Source organism: Anaeromusa acidaminophila DSM 3853 (assembly GCF_000374545.1).
GTDB lineage: Bacteria > Bacillota > Negativicutes > Anaeromusales > Anaeromusaceae > Anaeromusa > Anaeromusa acidaminophila.
This window is the reverse complement of sequence record NZ_KB894585.1, coordinates 165,278-181,599: the sequence shown is the minus strand read 5'-3', so window position 1 is coordinate 181,599 and position 16,322 is coordinate 165,278. Positions and strand designations below refer to the sequence as shown.

At 45.6% G+C, this 16,322-nt stretch carries 20 protein-coding genes; 1 reads left to right on the top strand and 19 read right to left on the bottom strand.

Features of this window, described 5'->3' with window-relative positions:
* Positions 1–260: 260 nt before the first annotated feature.
* The gene (locus C508_RS0104480) at positions 261–1,040 is read right to left on the bottom strand and encodes a phage portal protein (protein ID WP_018702353.1); all 780 of its coding nucleotides are present in this window, start codon (positions 1,038–1,040) and stop codon (positions 261–263) included.
* Positions 1,041–1,148: 108 nt separating this feature from the next.
* Between C508_RS0104480 and C508_RS17810 the strand changes: the two genes are divergently transcribed.
* Entirely contained in the window at positions 1,149–1,556 is a 408-nt protein-coding gene (locus C508_RS17810) for a hypothetical protein (protein ID WP_018702352.1), read from the top strand.
* On the opposite strand, the gene C508_RS0104470 is transcribed toward C508_RS17810, so the two are convergent.
* From C508_RS0104470 to C508_RS0104385, 18 genes are all read right to left on the bottom strand, one after another.
* A complete protein-coding gene (locus C508_RS0104470) occupies positions 1,557–3,104 on the bottom strand; it encodes a terminase large subunit (protein ID WP_018702351.1) in 1,548 nt (515 codons plus the stop codon).
* Positions 3,097–3,579: a phage terminase small subunit P27 family gene (locus C508_RS0104465; protein WP_018702350.1), complete on the bottom strand. Its 483-nt coding sequence runs from the start codon at positions 3,577–3,579 to the stop codon at positions 3,097–3,099. Before C508_RS0104465 ends, C508_RS0104470 begins: the two co-directional genes overlap by 8 nt.
* A gap of 74 nt (positions 3,580–3,653) precedes the next feature.
* Positions 3,654–3,878, bottom strand: coding sequence for a DUF4314 domain-containing protein (locus C508_RS0104460; RefSeq protein WP_018702349.1), 225 nt, complete (start codon positions 3,876–3,878; stop codon positions 3,654–3,656).
* Positions 3,868–4,326, bottom strand: a complete 459-nt coding sequence (locus tag C508_RS0104455; protein WP_018702348.1) for a gamma-glutamylcyclotransferase family protein — start codon at positions 4,324–4,326, stop codon at positions 3,868–3,870. Before C508_RS0104455 ends, C508_RS0104460 begins: the two co-directional genes overlap by 11 nt.
* Before the next feature lie 89 nt (positions 4,327–4,415).
* A complete protein-coding gene (locus tag C508_RS0104450) occupies positions 4,416–5,309 on the bottom strand; it encodes an amidoligase family protein (protein ID WP_018702347.1) in 894 nt (297 codons plus the stop codon).
* A gap of 140 nt (positions 5,310–5,449) precedes the next feature.
* Complete coding sequence (locus tag C508_RS0104445) at positions 5,450–5,761, bottom strand: hypothetical protein (RefSeq protein ID WP_018702346.1); 312 nt, start codon at positions 5,759–5,761, stop codon at positions 5,450–5,452.
* Between the two features lie 12 nt (positions 5,762–5,773).
* Positions 5,774–6,547 carry a hypothetical protein gene (locus tag C508_RS0104440; RefSeq protein ID WP_018702345.1) on the bottom strand — a complete coding sequence of 258 codons (774 nt, stop codon included), beginning with the start codon at positions 6,545–6,547 and terminating at the stop codon, positions 5,774–5,776.
* A 74-nt stretch (positions 6,548–6,621) separates the two neighbouring features.
* Complete coding sequence (locus C508_RS0104435; protein WP_018702344.1) at positions 6,622–7,890, bottom strand: site-specific DNA-methyltransferase; 1,269 nt, start codon at positions 7,888–7,890, stop codon at positions 6,622–6,624.
* A 1-nt stretch (position 7,891) separates the two neighbouring features.
* On the bottom strand, positions 7,892–8,365 hold the full coding sequence (locus C508_RS17805; RefSeq protein ID WP_018702343.1) for a hypothetical protein: 474 nt from the start codon (positions 8,363–8,365) through the stop codon (positions 7,892–7,894).
* Between the two features lie 273 nt (positions 8,366–8,638).
* Positions 8,639–8,998, bottom strand: a complete 360-nt coding sequence (locus C508_RS0104425; RefSeq protein ID WP_018702342.1) for an HNH endonuclease — start codon at positions 8,996–8,998, stop codon at positions 8,639–8,641.
* 189 nt (positions 8,999–9,187) lie between these two features.
* On the bottom strand, positions 9,188–9,907 hold the full coding sequence (locus tag C508_RS0104420) for a hypothetical protein (protein ID WP_018702341.1): 720 nt from the start codon (positions 9,905–9,907) through the stop codon (positions 9,188–9,190).
* A 117-nt stretch (positions 9,908–10,024) separates the two neighbouring features.
* Positions 10,025–10,390, bottom strand: a complete 366-nt coding sequence (locus C508_RS0104415; RefSeq protein WP_026319353.1) for a type II toxin-antitoxin system PemK/MazF family toxin — start codon at positions 10,388–10,390, stop codon at positions 10,025–10,027.
* A 5-nt stretch (positions 10,391–10,395) separates the two neighbouring features.
* Positions 10,396–10,887, bottom strand: a complete 492-nt coding sequence (locus C508_RS0104410; protein ID WP_018702339.1) for a hypothetical protein — start codon at positions 10,885–10,887, stop codon at positions 10,396–10,398.
* Positions 10,884–12,230, bottom strand: coding sequence for an SNF2-related protein (locus C508_RS0104405; RefSeq protein ID WP_018702338.1), 1,347 nt, complete (start codon positions 12,228–12,230; stop codon positions 10,884–10,886). The genes C508_RS0104410 and C508_RS0104405 overlap by 4 nt, the downstream gene beginning before the upstream one ends.
* Positions 12,211–12,492, bottom strand: coding sequence for a VRR-NUC domain-containing protein (locus C508_RS0104400; protein ID WP_039796750.1), 282 nt, complete (start codon positions 12,490–12,492; stop codon positions 12,211–12,213). The genes C508_RS0104405 and C508_RS0104400 overlap by 20 nt, the downstream gene beginning before the upstream one ends.
* Before the next feature lie 235 nt (positions 12,493–12,727).
* Positions 12,728–15,115 carry a virulence-associated E family protein gene (locus C508_RS0104395; RefSeq protein WP_018702336.1) on the bottom strand — a complete coding sequence of 796 codons (2,388 nt, stop codon included), beginning with the start codon at positions 15,113–15,115 and terminating at the stop codon, positions 12,728–12,730.
* A complete protein-coding gene (locus C508_RS0104390; RefSeq protein ID WP_018702335.1) occupies positions 15,112–15,522 on the bottom strand; it encodes a hypothetical protein in 411 nt (136 codons plus the stop codon). The genes C508_RS0104395 and C508_RS0104390 overlap by 4 nt, the downstream gene beginning before the upstream one ends.
* A gap of 13 nt (positions 15,523–15,535) precedes the next feature.
* A complete protein-coding gene (locus C508_RS0104385; RefSeq protein WP_018702334.1) occupies positions 15,536–16,318 on the bottom strand; it encodes a phage antirepressor in 783 nt (260 codons plus the stop codon).
* Positions 16,319–16,322 lie beyond the last annotated feature (4 nt).

Here is a 16,322-nt window from a genome sequence, read left to right as displayed (position 1 = left end):
TTCCAACGTTGAAGGATGTAACGTTAGACAGCCACAGAATGGGTTTCAGGCTATTTTCCCAATCCCCCTTAGAAATGGACACTCAAACCTTGCGTTCACCAAACTCAGGTTAAACCTCATATCCGGTTGCCATTGCGGTTCTAGTCGTGCCCTTTAGCCTTTGGGCAACTTACCGCTTTTCTGCCGTACTCTGTTCCCGTGTCAGCTTTCGCCTTTCGGTTAGGCAGATTGGCTCACCCATGATTGTGGGTGGTAGTTCCTTATCCTACTTTTAATGACGCCCTATCTGGGCGTACACCTTCCTCTAATACCGCGACCCTATGTGCATTGCTACTTCCTTGATACACAGCATTCCAGCTTTCCCTAATTCTTGCTGGATCTTTGACTACACCAGGATGCTCTAGCACTCCGCCAGGATTGGCTCCGTTAGCAAAAAACTTGGCACCATATTCTTCAGTGGCAATAGCCATACCTACTGCATTTTTTGCCATGGCAATGGGCGAATAACCAATTATGCCATCAAAACCAAGCCCTGGAATGTGAAGAACTTCATAACTGCGTAAAAAATATGTCTGCCCCTCTTTTTCATATTGGTAGACAAGTTCACCATGCTGATTCCGGTTGACAATGACCTTGTTAGGTAGAAGTGGATACAAGCCAAGAACTCGCCCGCGACCGTCACGAATAATCTGTGCATATGCATTTCCCCATAATAAAAGATGACTCATAAGTGTTTCTCTAAACACAAATGAAGTCATCTCTGGATTTGGCTCACTATGGAGCAAATAATATATGGGATGTTCGATGGCTTTTTCTTTGCCATTTAGGGTATATCTATACGTATGAAATGGCAAAGAAGCAATGGTTTCTGCTAATATCCGAACGCAGGCATAGACCGCTGTGGTCTGCAGTGCTGTCTTTTCATTCACCGCCTTACCACTAGAACTTGTACCAAAGAAAAAGCTGGGTGGACTAAACCACGAACTGTTTTTAGGACTGGCTCTGGTTTTAAAAAGTCTTGATAGGAATGAAAAATTCATCGATGACCTCCTGAAAAAAATAATTTGACATTAAAGGTGCGATATGTTACCTTATTATTAAAGGTTGCATATCGCACCTTATAGTAATTAAAAGAGAGGGATAAACATATGAAACCATCATTTGATTCTTTTGTAACCTCGTTTCCAACCAACAAAGTTATACAACACAGTTCGTCTGCGAAACACATTTATGACGAAATTATATGGGATGATGACGTTCGCATTAAATTTGTTGAAGCTTCCGAAAATGGTCGTCCTGCATTGTCTGCTTGCGCCAAGCAAGTCGAAGATTATTGTTTGAACGATCCTACTTGCGATCTAGACTTATCTAATGATACGGTTAAGCAAACCATAGGTCGCATGGTAAAAACAGCTATGCTCCCCTTTGGCTATACAACCAAAAACAAAAGCCGCCTTTCTTTGGAATTAAACCTACAGTTCTTCGTGACCGCAATGAATTACGAGTATACAGGAGGAGAAACTCAGAAAGTAGTTAAACAAATTGTAGATTGCTAATTATAATACCAAAATCCCCCGTTGATCGTATACGCTACCACTATAACCGCCATTCCGAATAGCTCGATCCAACGCCATTATAAGTGCAACAGCACCGTCAATACGATCGGTGCTTTTTTCTTTGTCCGGTTTAATATTGCCAGCCGGATCGGTCTTCACATAAATGTTATCCATCATCCACCGTAGCACTGGATTGCCACCATGTGACACTTTCTTTTCTAATACTAGTTTCATTAGTTCCTTAGAAGCTGGCGACATATCCTTATAACCTTGTCCAAAAGGTACCACCGTAAACCCCATACCTTCAAGATTCTGCACCATTTGGACGGCGCCCCATCTATCAAAAGCAATTTCTTTGATGTTGTACGCAGTATTGAGTTCCTCAATAAACGCTTCGATAAATCCATAATGTACTACATTCCCTTCTGTGGTTTTGATATACCCCTGCTGATCCCAAATATCATATGGCACATGATCACGCCTCACTCTTGTTGCAAGGTTATCTGCCGGAATCCAAAAGTATGGTAACACAATAAATTTTTCTTCCTCATCTCGTGGTGGAAACACTAAAACAAACGCAGTAATATCTGTAGTGCTAGATAAATCCAAGCCCCCATAACACTCTCTGCCACTCAACATATCGAGTTCTGTCGGAAACGCACATTCATCCCAACGATCCATCTGCATCCAGCGTATTGATTGTTTGACCCACTGGTTCAGCCGCAATTGACGAAATAAATTTTCTTCTGCCAAATTCTCTTTGGCGCTCTGAAAAGCAGCTCTAACTTTTTCTATATCAATGGTATGTCCAAGGGATGGATTTGCCTTATACCAGTTTTCTTCCTTGCCCCAGTCATCGTTATCTTCCATGCCATAAATAGCCGAATAAAAGGTTTTGTCAATTTTTTTACCTTTTAAAACATCTTTTGCTTTTTGATGTACTTCATAACAAATTGAATTACGGTCATTGCCAGCAGTAGTAATAAGAAAAAATAGTGGCTGTGTTCTCGCATCACCGGAGCCTTTGGTCATAACATCATAGAGATTGCGGTTTGGCTGTGCGTGTAGTTCATCAAATACCACCGCATGCACATTCAGTCCATGCTTAGTATAAGCTTCTGCGGATAGAACTTGATAAAAACTGTTGGTTGGCTGATACACAAGTCGTTTTACTGACATAATCGGTTTAATCCTTTTTTTAAGTGCCGGACATTGATCAACCATATCCACTGCTACATCAAATACAATGGATGCCTGTTGGCGATCAGAAGCACAGCCATACACTTCTGCACCCCACTCACTATCACCGCATGTCATATATAGGGCAACTGCCGCCGCCAATTCACTTTTACCGTTTTTCTTTGGAATTTCAATGTAAGCCGTGTTATATTGCCGATAACCACTTTCTTTCACGGTTCCAAAAATATCGCAGATTATTTTATCCTGCCAGGGTAAAAGCTCAAAAGGAACTCCTCGCCACTGTCCCTTGGTGTGTTTTAAGCAATTAATAAACTGAACAGTACGCTGCGCCTTATTTTCATCATACATGGCTTTTTCCTCCATGCAGCAAAATAAGCTCCATTGGGTCTGCTTCCTGCGGACTACTTTCGGTAGCAATCCGGCTCCGTGCCGACGGAGTCAGCCCAAACTGCTCACAGAACTTGAGCATAATTTTTAAATTTGTTTGTGCAATCGATACCTGTGGCACCTGCTGCAAATATCCGTTTGGCGTACGAATCATGGTACCATGCTGACTAATAAACTCTTCGGCTTCCTTCCACCTAGCATAGGCTTGGCAATACCCAGCAAACGCTGCCATATCCATTTCAGTTAATAGACCTAACTGCTCTAGTGTTTTCCCCATACGTTTCCATTCTTTTTTTGCTTCCTCTTCTAGCCAAGCCGGACAGCGAGGGGCTTTTTTATCTGGCTTGGGTTCATTTTTATTGAGCGGTCTGCCGCCTGGATTGCCTTCTAGCACTTTCATCGCGGTTGGTTTTGGCTTTCTTCCTCGTTGCGCCATATTCCCCACCTCCTTCTCTTGGCTTGCAAAGAAAAAAGACCTCCGAAGAAGTCTTTGCTCTAAAATGATTCTATTTACTTATTTTCAATTTTACGGCATAAATCCTCACCATAAAGTACACTCAAACTCCCTCCACTATCCCAAGCAACCATAATACTTCCCATATCATCAACACCAACCACCGTGCCTCTAGTACCGATGGGCGGCGCTTGTTCATCCTCCATACGGATAAGCTCCACTCTGGTGCCGGCGGGGTATTGTTTGCGTAGGCGCTCGACTATTTCTCGCTTAATAAACATCGCCGTCCGCCTCCGCAATGGTGTCCTCAAGGGCCTTTTCCAGAATGTTTATATCCAAATGGAACTCGGAGTAGGCGTCCTCGACCACCTTGTAGTATCGGTAGCTGGGTTCGCCAAGAGGTCTGCGTTCATCCATGATGTAGGCCATAGCCTTTTCCCGCTTGCCGTTTACGGAAACGGTCAGGTCTTTCTTATAGTAAAATGTTGGAAAGCCCTCATAGCGGTCAAGGTTCATTTCATCTGTTTCGCCGATTTCCCAGACGATGACCGGAACCTTGTAGCCGTCCGCCTTTTCAATAGTGGCGTAAGCCCCTGTCTGCGAACCCCTAAAGAGCAGCCGGTAGCCTTCCACTTCCGATGTGCATATGAGTTTCGCCGTTGGACAGCGGAAAGACATCTGGCGTATATCCATGTTGCTGCCGTATGCGATGTAGAGTTTTGTTTTCATGCTTCAATCCATCCTTTCCGAAAGTCGTTTTCCCTTTCACCGCCTAAAGGGCGGTCGCGCCGCCCTTGGTGTGCCTGTGGCTAATTCCTTCAAGCAACCTGTCTCCAAGCCGAGTTGCCTTCAAGGTGCTTGAGGAAGTGCAGTCTGCAAGTCTTGAACTCGCTCCCGATAAGTCCCAAACGGAGCATCCAGCATCTGAAGGCGTACTTTTCGTTATCGGTGACCGTTCTTCTTGCGGAAGCCTTCTTCTGTGTCAAGGCTTGGTGGCAAACTGCCAGGCAGAACTGTATGTAGGCTCTAATCTCTCCTGCGTGGGTGGTGGAGTTGAAAAGTCTGAACTCGACCGTGCCTTTGGTAAAGGTGGCATGGAGGTTCAAGCCGTGATAGCGGGTGTTGTTGTAATGGCGGTCTCTGCCATAAGGGTCTTCTGCGTACCAGATGTCCGCAAGCTGCGCCATTGTCTGGGGCTTCCTGCGGTTGATGGTTTCAAGCAGTTCCTCGTTGGTCTTTTTGCAGTAACGAAGGCGTCTTGGGTCTATCTGAAGGGCTTTGTAAAGAATGTCCTCCTTGCTTGCGATGATGTTGACGATATTGCGGAGGGTCTGCGGTGTGAATCTCTCTGCCCCGACATGAACGTGTATTCCGCAGGAGGCGTTCACAATCGCGCCCTTGTGCCGAAGCTGCCTGACCAGTTCCTGCAAATCCGCAATGTCATCGTAAGTCAAGATGGGGCTGACCACCTCGGTCTTGTATTCATCTCCTGCGGAGGTTATTGAACCGCCGACCTTCTTCTCGGCAACAATGCTTGAGTCGTACATGGCTTTCCATGCTCTGCCCTTGCAGTCTTTGGCTTCGTAGGTGCGGTAGGTGCCGCCAACGTAATTGGTTTCGCCTGTTTGGAAGTAGGCTGCTATAACCTTGGCCGCTTGCTCTCTCGTGATGCCTGTCATTTCGATTTCAATCCCGAATTTCTGCGTTTTCATCTGTTTTCACCCTTTCAAAATGTGTGTTTCTTTCCTTTTGGTAGTACTATATATCACTCTAAAAGCACATAATATCCAGTACTATTTTTGAATAAACACAACTATTTTTCAGGCTGAAAACTGTATGCAGTTTGCTTCTCTTATTCTTCTATTGCTGTATTTCTCGAGTAATTGTAACCTTCACTGTTTACCAAAACCCTCTCTCCTGTCAGCAGGTTAAGCACCCTGATGCACCTGATTTCGCCGTTTTTATTTGAACCGCCATCGTCTTTATCAATCCAAGGCTGGTCCTCAAGCAGGTCCTTTGTAAATTCTTTAAAATCGATGTCACTAAGTGCGACCTCTTTAGTAACCCTATAAGCCGATCCAACAAATCCTTCTTTTTTAGCATTTATGGTGGCATCCCTTAGTTCTTCAATATCGACCATTTTTCTTCCGAAAAGTGCTTTCATTATTAAAGCCTCCTATTCCTTCATGCGCGCTTTTTCCGCAAGCAGACGAGCTTTATGCTTCTCCTCATCAGCGGGAGTTCTGAAGGCTGTGTGGCCCTTGAGGCCCGCAAGAAGAGCTTTTCTTGAAACCTTGCCGCCTTCGCCCGAAAGCCCCAAACGCAAAAGCCAACTGCGAAGGTAGTATTTTTCGTTTTCAGGTTTCTGCTCCTTGGCGCTTACCCGCTTTGCTTCCCTTGCCTGTGCCACCATGAAGGCCGCCAGTTCCGCATAGGCTCTGTTCTTGGCGGGTTTTTCTGAAAAAGGAAATGTGAAGGTAACCGTCTCTTCGTCAAAAGCCATGTCCTGGATTGTTGCTTCACCGCTGTCCGCCCCACAGAGAGCGAGTAACGCTTCTTTAGTTTCAGGCGGGTTCGTTTCAAGCGCTTTAATCAAGTCCTCGCTGACAGAAAAACTGTTGCGCCCCACCACCCGGTTCAAAAGGTATTGCTTGCTGTGAAGCATAAAGACCAGGTTGCGAAGGGCGTTCATATCCATTCCGTCGGCGGGAATGCTGATATTCAATTCTTCAACTTCAGACTCAAGATAGCCAAGTTCTATTAAATGCTCTTTCAACTTCTTATAACCATCATCGGTTTCACAGGTTATCCCACCGTCGCGGTCAATGATGAATTCGCCGACTCGATATGCATAGCTTGGCAGGCCGAGGTAGCTTTGCTCCTCGCCCGTGAACTCGCTGATTGCCTTGACCAGTGCTTTTCGGTTATCCGTATTTGTCTTGATAATCATGTGCTGAACCTCCTTTATTTTTTGGTACTACATACATCACTCTGAAAGGCACATAAGTCAAGACAATCCAGACCTCATATTTCTATATTTTCTGTTGTGTCCGCTGCCGGGCGTGGAACCTTATCATAAGGGATTTGAGATCCATCACGCAGTAAAAAAACACTTTCACTGTTTCCGGTCTGTTCCACAAAGCGGTTAACAATAACATCAGCAAACTTCTCATCCAACTCAATGCCGTAGCAGATACGCCCCGTCTGCTCACAGGCGATCATCGTGGAGCCGCTGCCAAGGAAGGGGTCAAGCACGATACAATTGCTCATGCAGGAGTTTTGAATGGGATAAGCCATCAAAGCCACGGGCTTCATCGTTGGATGCTCTTTTGAGGCCTTCGGTCTGTCATATTCCCAAATGGTGGTCTGCTTTCGGTCGGTGTACCACTGGTGCTTGCCGCCTCTCTTCCATCCAAACAAACAGGGCTCATGCTGCCACTGGTACGGGGACCGACCAAGAACCAGTGCGTTTTTCTTCCAAATGCAGCAGCCGGAAAGATAGAAACCGGCATCGGTAAATGATTTGCGGAAATTAAGCCCCTGGGTATCTGCGTGGAACACATAGATGGATGCGTCGTTCTCCATGTTCTGCTCCATATTGACGAATGCTGCAAATAAGAATTTATAAAAATCTGCATCCGGCATATTGTCGTTTTTAATTTTTCCGGCGGTTTCCTCGACGTTAACATTGTATGGTGGGTCGGTTACGACTAAATTAGCTTTACTACCATTCATAAGCGCTGTATACGTCTCTGGTAAAATAGCATCACCGCAAATAAGTCGATGTTTGCCGAGTAGCCATATGTCGCCTTTTTGAGAAATAATCGGCTTCTTTAAAGCTACGTCCACATCGAAATCGTCTTCCTTGATTTCCTTGTTGTGGACCTTTGAAAAAAGTTGCTCAATTTCCGGCGCTTCAAATCCTGTGAAGTCCGTATTAAAATTAGCAGTCTGCAAATCCACAATCAAGTCAGCAAGAAGCTCTTCATTCCAAACACCTGTAATTTTATTAAGCGCAATATTGAGCGCCTTGACTTTATTCTCGTCTTTAATATCGACTACCACACACTGCACTTTTTCGTATCCAAGGTCTTTCAGTACGGTCAGGCGTTGGTGACCACCGATAACCGTCATATCATAATTCACAATAATAGGCTCTACATAGCCAAATTCCAAAATAGAATTTTTAATCTTCGCATATTCCTTATCTCCTGCTTTCAACTTTTTGCGCGGATTATATGCCGCAGGGCAAAGAACTTCTATCGGCAACAATTGCCATGTCATTTCACTCATGCTATACCTCCTCACTTTTCTCGGGACCTACATAGGGTTCTCTACCTTCTTCCTCCCTCCAGAATCGATCATGAACATAACATTCATGACGACAATATCTTCTATTTTTATTTCCATATGCCGTAAATTGCTGCCCACAGTATACACAGGACTTTTCATAAAAAGCAGTTTCTTTTTTTTGAGAATCCTCGGGATGAGTAGCCCACCATTCGCGCCTGCATGCTTCTGAGCAAAATTTCCGCTTTCGTCCTATATTCGGTTGCTCTATTGATTGTCCACAGCATGGGCATGTAATTCCATCTTGAGTTTCTTCTTGCATATTCAATACTACTTCTGTAGCATAACCATCTAATCCATGGCTTTTGCAGTAGTTTCTCACGCTATCTCTAGACAGCCCCAGAACAGAAGCAATGGCTTTATAGCCTACACCCTTCATGCGAAACTCACGTATCTGTTTTGATTGAATGTCTGTCATTGCTTCACATCCTTTCTGCGTAATTTGAATATAAAAAAGCTGCAAAACGTTGCATTTAAGCAATTGTTTTACAGCTTTTTTACTAATATTTTGGCAAAAGTAATATTACTTAGAAACCCTTCCAAGCGCCATACTTTCGCGATAATTTAATGTTGAGGAGCAAAAGAATCTAGCCTTAGGTATCCCCCCTTGCTAATTCTGCGATTTTTCACGCGAAGGGGGGCGGCGGTCTTGGCGCTGGCGGCTCACAGAGATTCAGACCGCCCCTGGGGGTTAGTACTTGAATTCCTGGTACCGGTCCTCGGTCATTGTTTTTGTATCGTGGCATGATTTGCACAATGGTTGCCAGTTGCTTTCATTCCAGAATAGTTTACGGTCGCCTCGATGGGGAACAATGTGATCCACCACCGTGGCTTTCTCAAGCCGCCCGTTTTCAAGGCACTTCGCGCACAATGGATGTGCTTTTAAGAACCTTGCTCTTACCCCACGCCAGCGACTGTTATATCCTTTTTCCTTCGTGCCTTTCACGTCGTGACGGTGCATCGTCGCGTGTTCCTCACAGTACTGCGAACCGTAAGAAATGAGCCTCGCGCAGCCGGAATGCTTGCATGGGATGTTCGGTCTTTTCGGCATAATTGTTTTCTCCTTTCATATGTACGGATGCGTGAAAGGATGAAAGACGCATCCGGCCAAAGAAAAAGAGCCTGGGGGAGAACCCAGACTCTGTATGCTTTCCTGGCAATTATAAGTATAGCGCGGTCGAAATGAAAAAGCAGTACACCTTTAGTACACCTTCAGTAAACCATTCAGCGAAATATACTCTTATTCTTTGAATGACACATATCCAAAATGATACTGAGAATTTGATATGGTCTGTTTTAAATCTCTTCCAGTACTTGTTATTTGCATCATGCTCGCATTAATTTTTGTTTCATCTTGAATGTTAACAAGTTTAATCCAAATGCGCGCCTTTTCACCATCAAATTCAACCGGAAGCCCTTCTTCAGGACATTCCACCGGAAGCTTAGCAGAAAACACTTCCAGAACATCAGCGCTAAATGCGATGTCATTATCGAAATTTTCGTTGTTGACTGCAAAAAGGATTTTCACCTTTTTCCCAGCCGCAATCTGATTGTTGTAATGCTTCACTCGATCCTGACTCATCCCATAAAACAAAGACTGTGTAGAAAACCAAGTAAAGCCTCTGATCTTTTCATCGTTAATATAAACCCTAACTGTTTCTTCTCCATCAAGTTCATCGCCTTCATTTGTTGTGGATATTCCCAGCTTCATAAACAAGTACTCTGGTATTGAATCATCAATCTTACTATCTCGATCAGCAATCATGTTCTTCACCCCCTCAACATTTAAGTACTTTTTTTTGAGGTTCAAATACAATTCTTCGTCTTTAGCCAGCATATACATTTCTACTACATCATTAAGTGCTGCCGTTTTTGTAATCCCCTTGATTGTCACAAACTCGTTAAACATATCCTGAATTGTGTCTGCTACGGTAATCGTCATATAATTTTGTCTTCCCATATTACACCTCCATATTTTTGTACCATATATCCGGTAGACTTATCTTGAGATAAATGTACCATGCTACCGTTAGAGTGTCAATGGTAAAACAAAAAATCTTTTACTGCTAAAATTCAATCAGTTATATTCTTCGTATGCTCCGATCTGTATCTGTATTGCCTTTGTGATTTTCCCCATAATAACATCGCTAGCAATATACCCCTTTTTCTCAAGAAGGCGGTCTTTGTCAATGGCTTCCACCTGTTCAGCAAGAGCCAGGCTTCCACGTCTCAGTCCGCATCCGGCAGATACGGGAATATACACATGGGTTGGCAGAAACCGTTTCTTGTGGATTTTGGAAGTGAGCGGCACAACGGTGATAACAGGAGAATAGGCATTTGCCTTATTATTGCTGACCACAACCACAGGACGGATTCCGCACTGTTTTCTTGTATCTATGTTCTTTCCGAAATCCACGAAATAAATCTCTCCTCTTTTACACATCACATTCACCTCAAAATATATTCTGCCATTTCCTGGTCGTGAATGGCGTACAGAATTTCCAGTTCACGGATTGCCTTCTTGCGATACTTTGCCACCATCGTCCGGCTGACATGGTATTTGTCAGCTAGGTCGTCCCAGGTAAGGCCTTCGATGACCATATCGGAAATAAAATCAGGGAGAATGCCGCTCAAGGAAAGAACAGCTGACTCGAAAAAGATCAGTTCCTCTGCAAGGATAGAATGTTTCTTCTCTAAATGCTCCCGCCACTCACAATTGATACGTTCCATTTTGTTCTTGTATGTTATGGCAATACGGGCAGTCTTATCGGAAACACCACTATCCTGAACTCGCTCACCCTCCGGCTGCGTAAAATACATGGACTCTATCATTTCGGTTCCTGTAATGCCTTTAAAATTCAATATCTGATTTTCTAAACAAGTCCGTTCCATCACCATCTGCGGATAATCCTGCATTATTTTCTCTATCCTTTCGTTCATGGTGCACCTCCAATCCTGGCTTTGACCGCTGCGATCAAAGCGGACTGCCTCATATTCTTTGCTTCTAACGCCTTCATCACATCTTCATCATGGGTGCCGCTGGTAACGATATGGGCAATCACCACGGTGTTTTTTTGACCCTGCCGCCAGAGCCTTGCGTTCAACTGCTGATACAGTTCCAAAGACCATGTTAGCCCGAACCATACTACGGTGGAGCCGCCTTCTTGGAGGTTCAAACCGTGACCCGCCGAAGCCGGATGGATCAGAGCCACAGGTATTTTCCCGGCATTCCAGTCGTCAATATCCTCTGGGGTATCAATTGTTCGTACATCGAACCGCTCACGAATTCTGGAAAGGTCGTGCTTATACCAGTAAGCTACAAGGATCGGCTTGCCGTTAGCGGCTTCAATCAGATCCTCCAAGACATCCAGTTTTCTATCGTGGATGCGGAGGACTTTTTTCTCCTCGCCGTAGACCGCACCATTTGCCATCTGCAGCAATTTGTTTGAAAGGCCGGCAGCATTGATGGCGTCAACATCCTCACCACCAAGGGAAAGAACCATATCCTTTTGAAAACGGTCGTAAAGCTGTTGCTCCTTCTTCTCCATCGAAACCTCAATGCGGTTATACACCTTCTCCGGCATATCGAGGAAGTCCACGGCTTTCATGGAAATGCAGATATCGGAAATCAGTTCATATATTTTTTCCTCCGCACCGTCACGGGGTTTATAAGTATAGATAATTTCACGATTGCGCTTATCCGGCTTAAAGAACCTGTCACGGTAGCCGCCGATGAAGCGCCCGAGCCTTTGGCCCATATCCAACAGATACAATTGCGGCCAAAGGTCAAGGAGCGAGTTCGGTGCCGGAGTGCCGGTAAGCCCTATAACCCTCTGCACTTTCGGACGGACTTTCTTCAAAGTTTTGAACCGCTGTGCCTTATTGGATTTGAAGCTGGACAGTTCATCTATAACCACGGTGTCAAAATCCCATTGGCCGTTTTCAATAAGCCACGATACATTCTCCCGGTTGATGATATAAACAAAAGCACGTTTGTTAAGGGCTTCCTCTCTCTGTTTCTGGCTGCCAAGCACCAAAGAGAATGTAAGTCCTGTCAGATGCTCCCACTTTGCCATCTCCTTTGGCCAGGTATCTTCAGCTACTCGCTTGGGAGCGATAACGAGGATCTTACCAATGTCGAAGCTATCCAAAGCAAGCAGCCATAATGCCGAAAGCGTGATAATTGTCTTGCCGAGTCCCATGTCGAGCATAAGGCAGCAGACCGGATTTGCCAGTATGAACTCTTTTGCATATTCCTGATAGCTATGCGGCTTGTATTTCATCAAGCACACCTCCAATCATTTCTTTGTTGTCCACGCAGTAGACTCGAAAGCCTAAAGCGGTTAGCTGCCTTGCCCGCTTCTCCTGTATAGGCCGCATGTTCTTACCGGGGGCTTTCAGTTCCACGAAAGCCATCTTGCCGCCGGGGAATAGAACAAGACGGTCCGGCACTCCATCAAGACCGGGCGATACGAATTTGACAGCAAGCCCACCACGCTTTTTTACTTCAGTGACCAATTTTCTTTCTATTACACTTTCTCGCAAAAGACCATCTCCTCTCAGCACTTGTGCCGATGTTCCGTGCCTAAGCCAAAAACCTCTATACGCGTGTACACGTACTTACATGTGCCTATTCCTACTATTTCATATATTTTTATTGCTCATTATGGTTTTTTATAGGCACGATAGGCACAAAGCTTGCAGGCCACCCTATTTTACTATCGTTTTGGTCTATGCCTATCTCTGTGCCGTTGGTTTTTACGGAACGATAGGCATGTGCCTAACTCTGCGATTTTGTGCCTTGCTTTTCACGGACGAAGGTTTTCTGCGGGCCATAAAGGGGGTAATAAGTCTTTCCGGTTTTGTTGGAGGTCAGTTTCCGCCACCCCCCGATGCGAGTCAAAATACCTTCAATTTCATAGGAGTCGGTGCGTTTAAGATTCTGACGCTCCTTGCCAAAGCACTCACACCAGATTTCCATCACGCAGACTTTGTCGCGGCTGACACTCCCCGTTGTGGTTGCACCGTCAAACTCGCTACCGCCCAGGAAACTCCTTCTTTGATAAAGATCCATGCCATCCCAGTTTTCCGGCATCAGATGGTCTAGGTAATCGCTGATAATTCCCTCGCGGTCATCGGATTCCATTGCCTGTTGCTGAGCAACGTATGCTTGCGTTGCCACTTCGCCTTTAAGGAACAGTTCCTCTCCGGCACGGTACTTCACGACGGCCTCCGCCCAAATCTGATCGACCTCGGCCAAATCCCAGGCATTGTACTTTGCCTTACCCGTAACATGTACAGGCCAGAAACGGCGGTTGCCCGTGATGTCGCGGAGAAAGCCGCTCTCAGCATTTGTTGACCCCACGATGATGTTGGTTCTTGGATGGCTTTCCACATTGACGCCATAGGACTGACGGAATTTATCGTCTGTCCTGCTGATGAAAGATTTGACTGTCTCCACATCCACCTTCTTGATGCCCGCCAGCTCCCCAAGCTCAAGAATCCAATAGCCCTGCAGCTTCTCTGCAGCGGTCTTGTCCTTCATATCCGAAATGGACAGACTGTCCGAATACCACTGCCGTCCAAGAAGAGCAAAGAGTGTGGACTTGCCAACTCCCTGCGGACCATTAAGAACAAGGATGGAGTCGTACTTGATGCCGGGCTCATATACACGGGCAACAGCGGCACAAAGTGTCTTTCTTGTAACTGCTCTGACGAATGCGGTATCGTCTGCACCGAGATAATCTATAAGCAGTGTGTCGATACGTTCCTCTCCATCCCATGCGATTGTTGCCAGATATTCCTTAATTGGATGGTAGGTGCGTTCTGCAGATGAAACCGCTAGTAGCGCGTCCTTAAATTTAGTAGGTGACCAGATCCCGTACACCCTCTCAAAGTACACTTTTGCGCAGGCAAGGTCGGCATCACCCCAACCGGGGCGCACTTGGCTCCACGGCAATTCTCCAATCACATCAAGCATACTTTTGAACTCGTTGTATACGATGGGTTTGAGGTTGCTGTCATAGCGGATAATATTAGCAATATTAGTCAGGGTATCTTTAACCCTCCCCTGTTTGTCCAGCTCTAGAAATGTCTGCCAGTTTTCTTCATCAACTCCATCAAACTCTGCCATAGCCTGACTCTCGCGCTCTTTGGCAAGGCGTAGCTTCACCTTTTCGTCATCAACGAGAAATTCTTGCATGGCTTTGAAGGATGGCAGCTTGGAGGGCTCTGTGTCCTCGTCCGCTCTGGCATCCAGACCACCGAACTTATGGATTCGCACCACATCAAAGGCGTTCATGAGATGCCCGCAAGCAGGGTCTGTAGCATGGTGGCTGTATGCATATTTATCTTCATAAATAACTACACCCGCCTGGGAGTCTGCAGGGATATAGTCGTAGCGACCGGTCATTGCACTCTTGCGATATACATCATTAAGGAAAGTATCAATGGCATCCGTCACAGAGTAAGTACGGCAGAAGGCTCCAACCGTTCCTGGCTTTTCCAGAGGGTCAGCCTGTTTCTTGACCTCCCGCTGCACCACAGTCTGCTGCCTTTTTGATACCGGCCATTCAGCTGAATTGTGCCAGTCCTTATATTTGGCAAGGACTGCATCTGGGTCAAGGAGATCTCCGTCTATCTCACGGAACAGGACCTCCCCGTTAGCGGAGGTCGATGGCCAATACATCAGTCGGCTCGGTTCATAGGTGGTATCGTCAAAGAGCTCAATGCCGATTTCCTCTGCCACCTTTCTTGCTACCGCAGAGTACTCATCGGGTGACACCTCGCGGGCGAGTGGAATAATTAGTCGAAGGCGTGGCTTTTCTTGAGTATGTTTATGTGTGGAGTAGAAATAGCATTTGAAGGAAAAGAACATCTCGATCTGTTCGATGGTGTCTGGCAGTGCGTAGTCCATATCCAGACATAGCCCCGAGCGGGTCAGGACACAGTCCTTTTTTCGTCTGCCACCTTTCAGGGTTCCAAGTACAAAGCCTCCAACGTCTTTAATCTCATCCTGCTTGGCCTTGCTGAGTTTCTTGTACTGCTCCACCGTCTCTGCGGTTCTGTGAGTGGTGGATATGCGGTTACGGAACTCGTCTAGTTCCATTTCCGTCAGGTTCCAATGTTTGTCCATACGGGAATTGCCCGTACAAAGCCTTATTTTCATCTGAGTTCCCTCCCTGCGGTAAAGAGTTCTATGTTTCTTGCGGTTCGCTGACGGAGCCGCCTTGCTTCCTTAAACCTTGAAGTGTACTCTCGATACTCCTCTGTTTTCTCAGGATAGTACATTGCCTTATCGGCATACTCCTGCATCTGGGCACCATATCTGCTCTCCAACCCATAAAGGAATGCAAGCAATCTGTCTTTGTCGACTTCCGATGAATATCTGTGAATCAGAGAAAAGACCTTCCTGGCTTTGTCCAGAGTACAGGGAAAAAAGTAATCAAGGTTCAGCTCCATATATCCTGTGGGATACTTAATCTTAAGTTTTCTGGCATCCGCTTCTGCATTGCGGATGCCTTCATATGCGGTCGGATCATAGTAACCTTCCGCGTTGTATTTGCTGATTCCCAAAGAAACACACCCCCTATGCGCTTAGCCTGCGTTCAATAACCGGCAACAGGCCGCATTCATTTTTCAGCAAGTCATAAAGAAACAGTCTACCCTTCTGCGTCCAGTAGGTGTGCATCGCACTTCGTTCAGCATCAATGGCATATGTCTTGGACTGGGTGTAACCTTGGTCAGCATAATTCTGGTATAAGAGCCATGTGTTACACTGCTTGAACTGAACACCCAGGTCGTGCAGCATCTTATTAAAGGCCTTACCGGACATCCCGTAATCTTTCGCAATCTGGCTGACAGGGATAACACTCTTATTCTGTAAAATCAAATCGTAGTAGCTGGCTTTCGGCTGCAGTTCACAAATGATCTGTCTGCTTTGCGCATTCTCAAGCTCCAGAAGTTTGATTCTCTCTTTTTCTGCCTTCAATTCCTGAAGGGCGGATATAAAGAGGTCCGGATCATTCAGTAGTTCCTCTTTGGCATAAAGACCGTGCTTTCTAACAGTTGGGAGAACATCATCAAAAACCCAGCGTTCAAACTTTTCTGCGGATGGCAATTTACTGTTAACAATCAACCGATAAAGGTCACCCTCAGGAATAAAGAGCATTTCAATTGTTTTCTCAGGCGATTGTGGGTGCGGTATGCCTCGTTTTAGGGCATACCTACAATGTGCATCGATAGCATTCTGTGGCTTGGCATAGCCTAACGCCTTTGCCACATCGCTACCGCAGAATAGTGGCTTGCCGTCCTGTTCCAGTGTTCTAATTTCACCAAACTCGATATTTTTGAAAATCTTAATATTATTCATAATC

Bases quoted from the DNA above. Each gene is read 5' to 3' on its own strand.
- C508_RS0104480 (WP_018702353.1), bottom strand. From the start codon at position 1,040: ATGAATTTTTCATTCCTATCAAGACTTTTTAAAACCAGAGCCAGTCCT.
- C508_RS17810 (WP_018702352.1), top strand. From the start codon at position 1,149: ATGAAACCATCATTTGATTCTTTTGTAACCTCGTTTCCAACCAACAAA.
- C508_RS0104470 (WP_018702351.1), bottom strand. From the start codon at position 3,104: ATGTATGATGAAAATAAGGCGCAGCGTACTGTTCAGTTTATTAATTGC.
- C508_RS0104465 (WP_018702350.1), bottom strand. From the start codon at position 3,579: ATGGCGCAACGAGGAAGAAAGCCAAAACCAACCGCGATGAAAGTGCTA.
- C508_RS0104460 (WP_018702349.1), bottom strand. From the start codon at position 3,878: ATGTTTATTAAGCGAGAAATAGTCGAGCGCCTACGCAAACAATACCCC.
- C508_RS0104455 (WP_018702348.1), bottom strand. From the start codon at position 4,326: ATGAAAACAAAACTCTACATCGCATACGGCAGCAACATGGATATACGC.
- C508_RS0104450 (WP_018702347.1), bottom strand. From the start codon at position 5,309: ATGAAAACGCAGAAATTCGGGATTGAAATCGAAATGACAGGCATCACG.
- C508_RS0104445 (WP_018702346.1), bottom strand. From the start codon at position 5,761: ATGAAAGCACTTTTCGGAAGAAAAATGGTCGATATTGAAGAACTAAGG.
- C508_RS0104440 (WP_018702345.1), bottom strand. From the start codon at position 6,547: ATGATTATCAAGACAAATACGGATAACCGAAAAGCACTGGTCAAGGCA.
- C508_RS0104435 (WP_018702344.1), bottom strand. From the start codon at position 7,890: ATGAGTGAAATGACATGGCAATTGTTGCCGATAGAAGTTCTTTGCCCT.
- C508_RS17805 (WP_018702343.1), bottom strand. From the start codon at position 8,365: ATGACAGACATTCAATCAAAACAGATACGTGAGTTTCGCATGAAGGGT.
- C508_RS0104425 (WP_018702342.1), bottom strand. From the start codon at position 8,998: ATGCCGAAAAGACCGAACATCCCATGCAAGCATTCCGGCTGCGCGAGG.
- C508_RS0104420 (WP_018702341.1), bottom strand. From the start codon at position 9,907: ATGGGAAGACAAAATTATATGACGATTACCGTAGCAGACACAATTCAG.
- C508_RS0104415 (WP_026319353.1), bottom strand. From the start codon at position 10,390: ATGTGTAAAAGAGGAGAGATTTATTTCGTGGATTTCGGAAAGAACATA.
- C508_RS0104410 (WP_018702339.1), bottom strand. From the start codon at position 10,887: ATGAACGAAAGGATAGAGAAAATAATGCAGGATTATCCGCAGATGGTG.
- C508_RS0104405 (WP_018702338.1), bottom strand. From the start codon at position 12,230: ATGAAATACAAGCCGCATAGCTATCAGGAATATGCAAAAGAGTTCATA.
- C508_RS0104395 (WP_018702336.1), bottom strand. From the start codon at position 15,115: ATGAAAATAAGGCTTTGTACGGGCAATTCCCGTATGGACAAACATTGG.
- C508_RS0104385 (WP_018702334.1), bottom strand. From the start codon at position 16,318: ATGAATAATATTAAGATTTTCAAAAATATCGAGTTTGGTGAAATTAGA.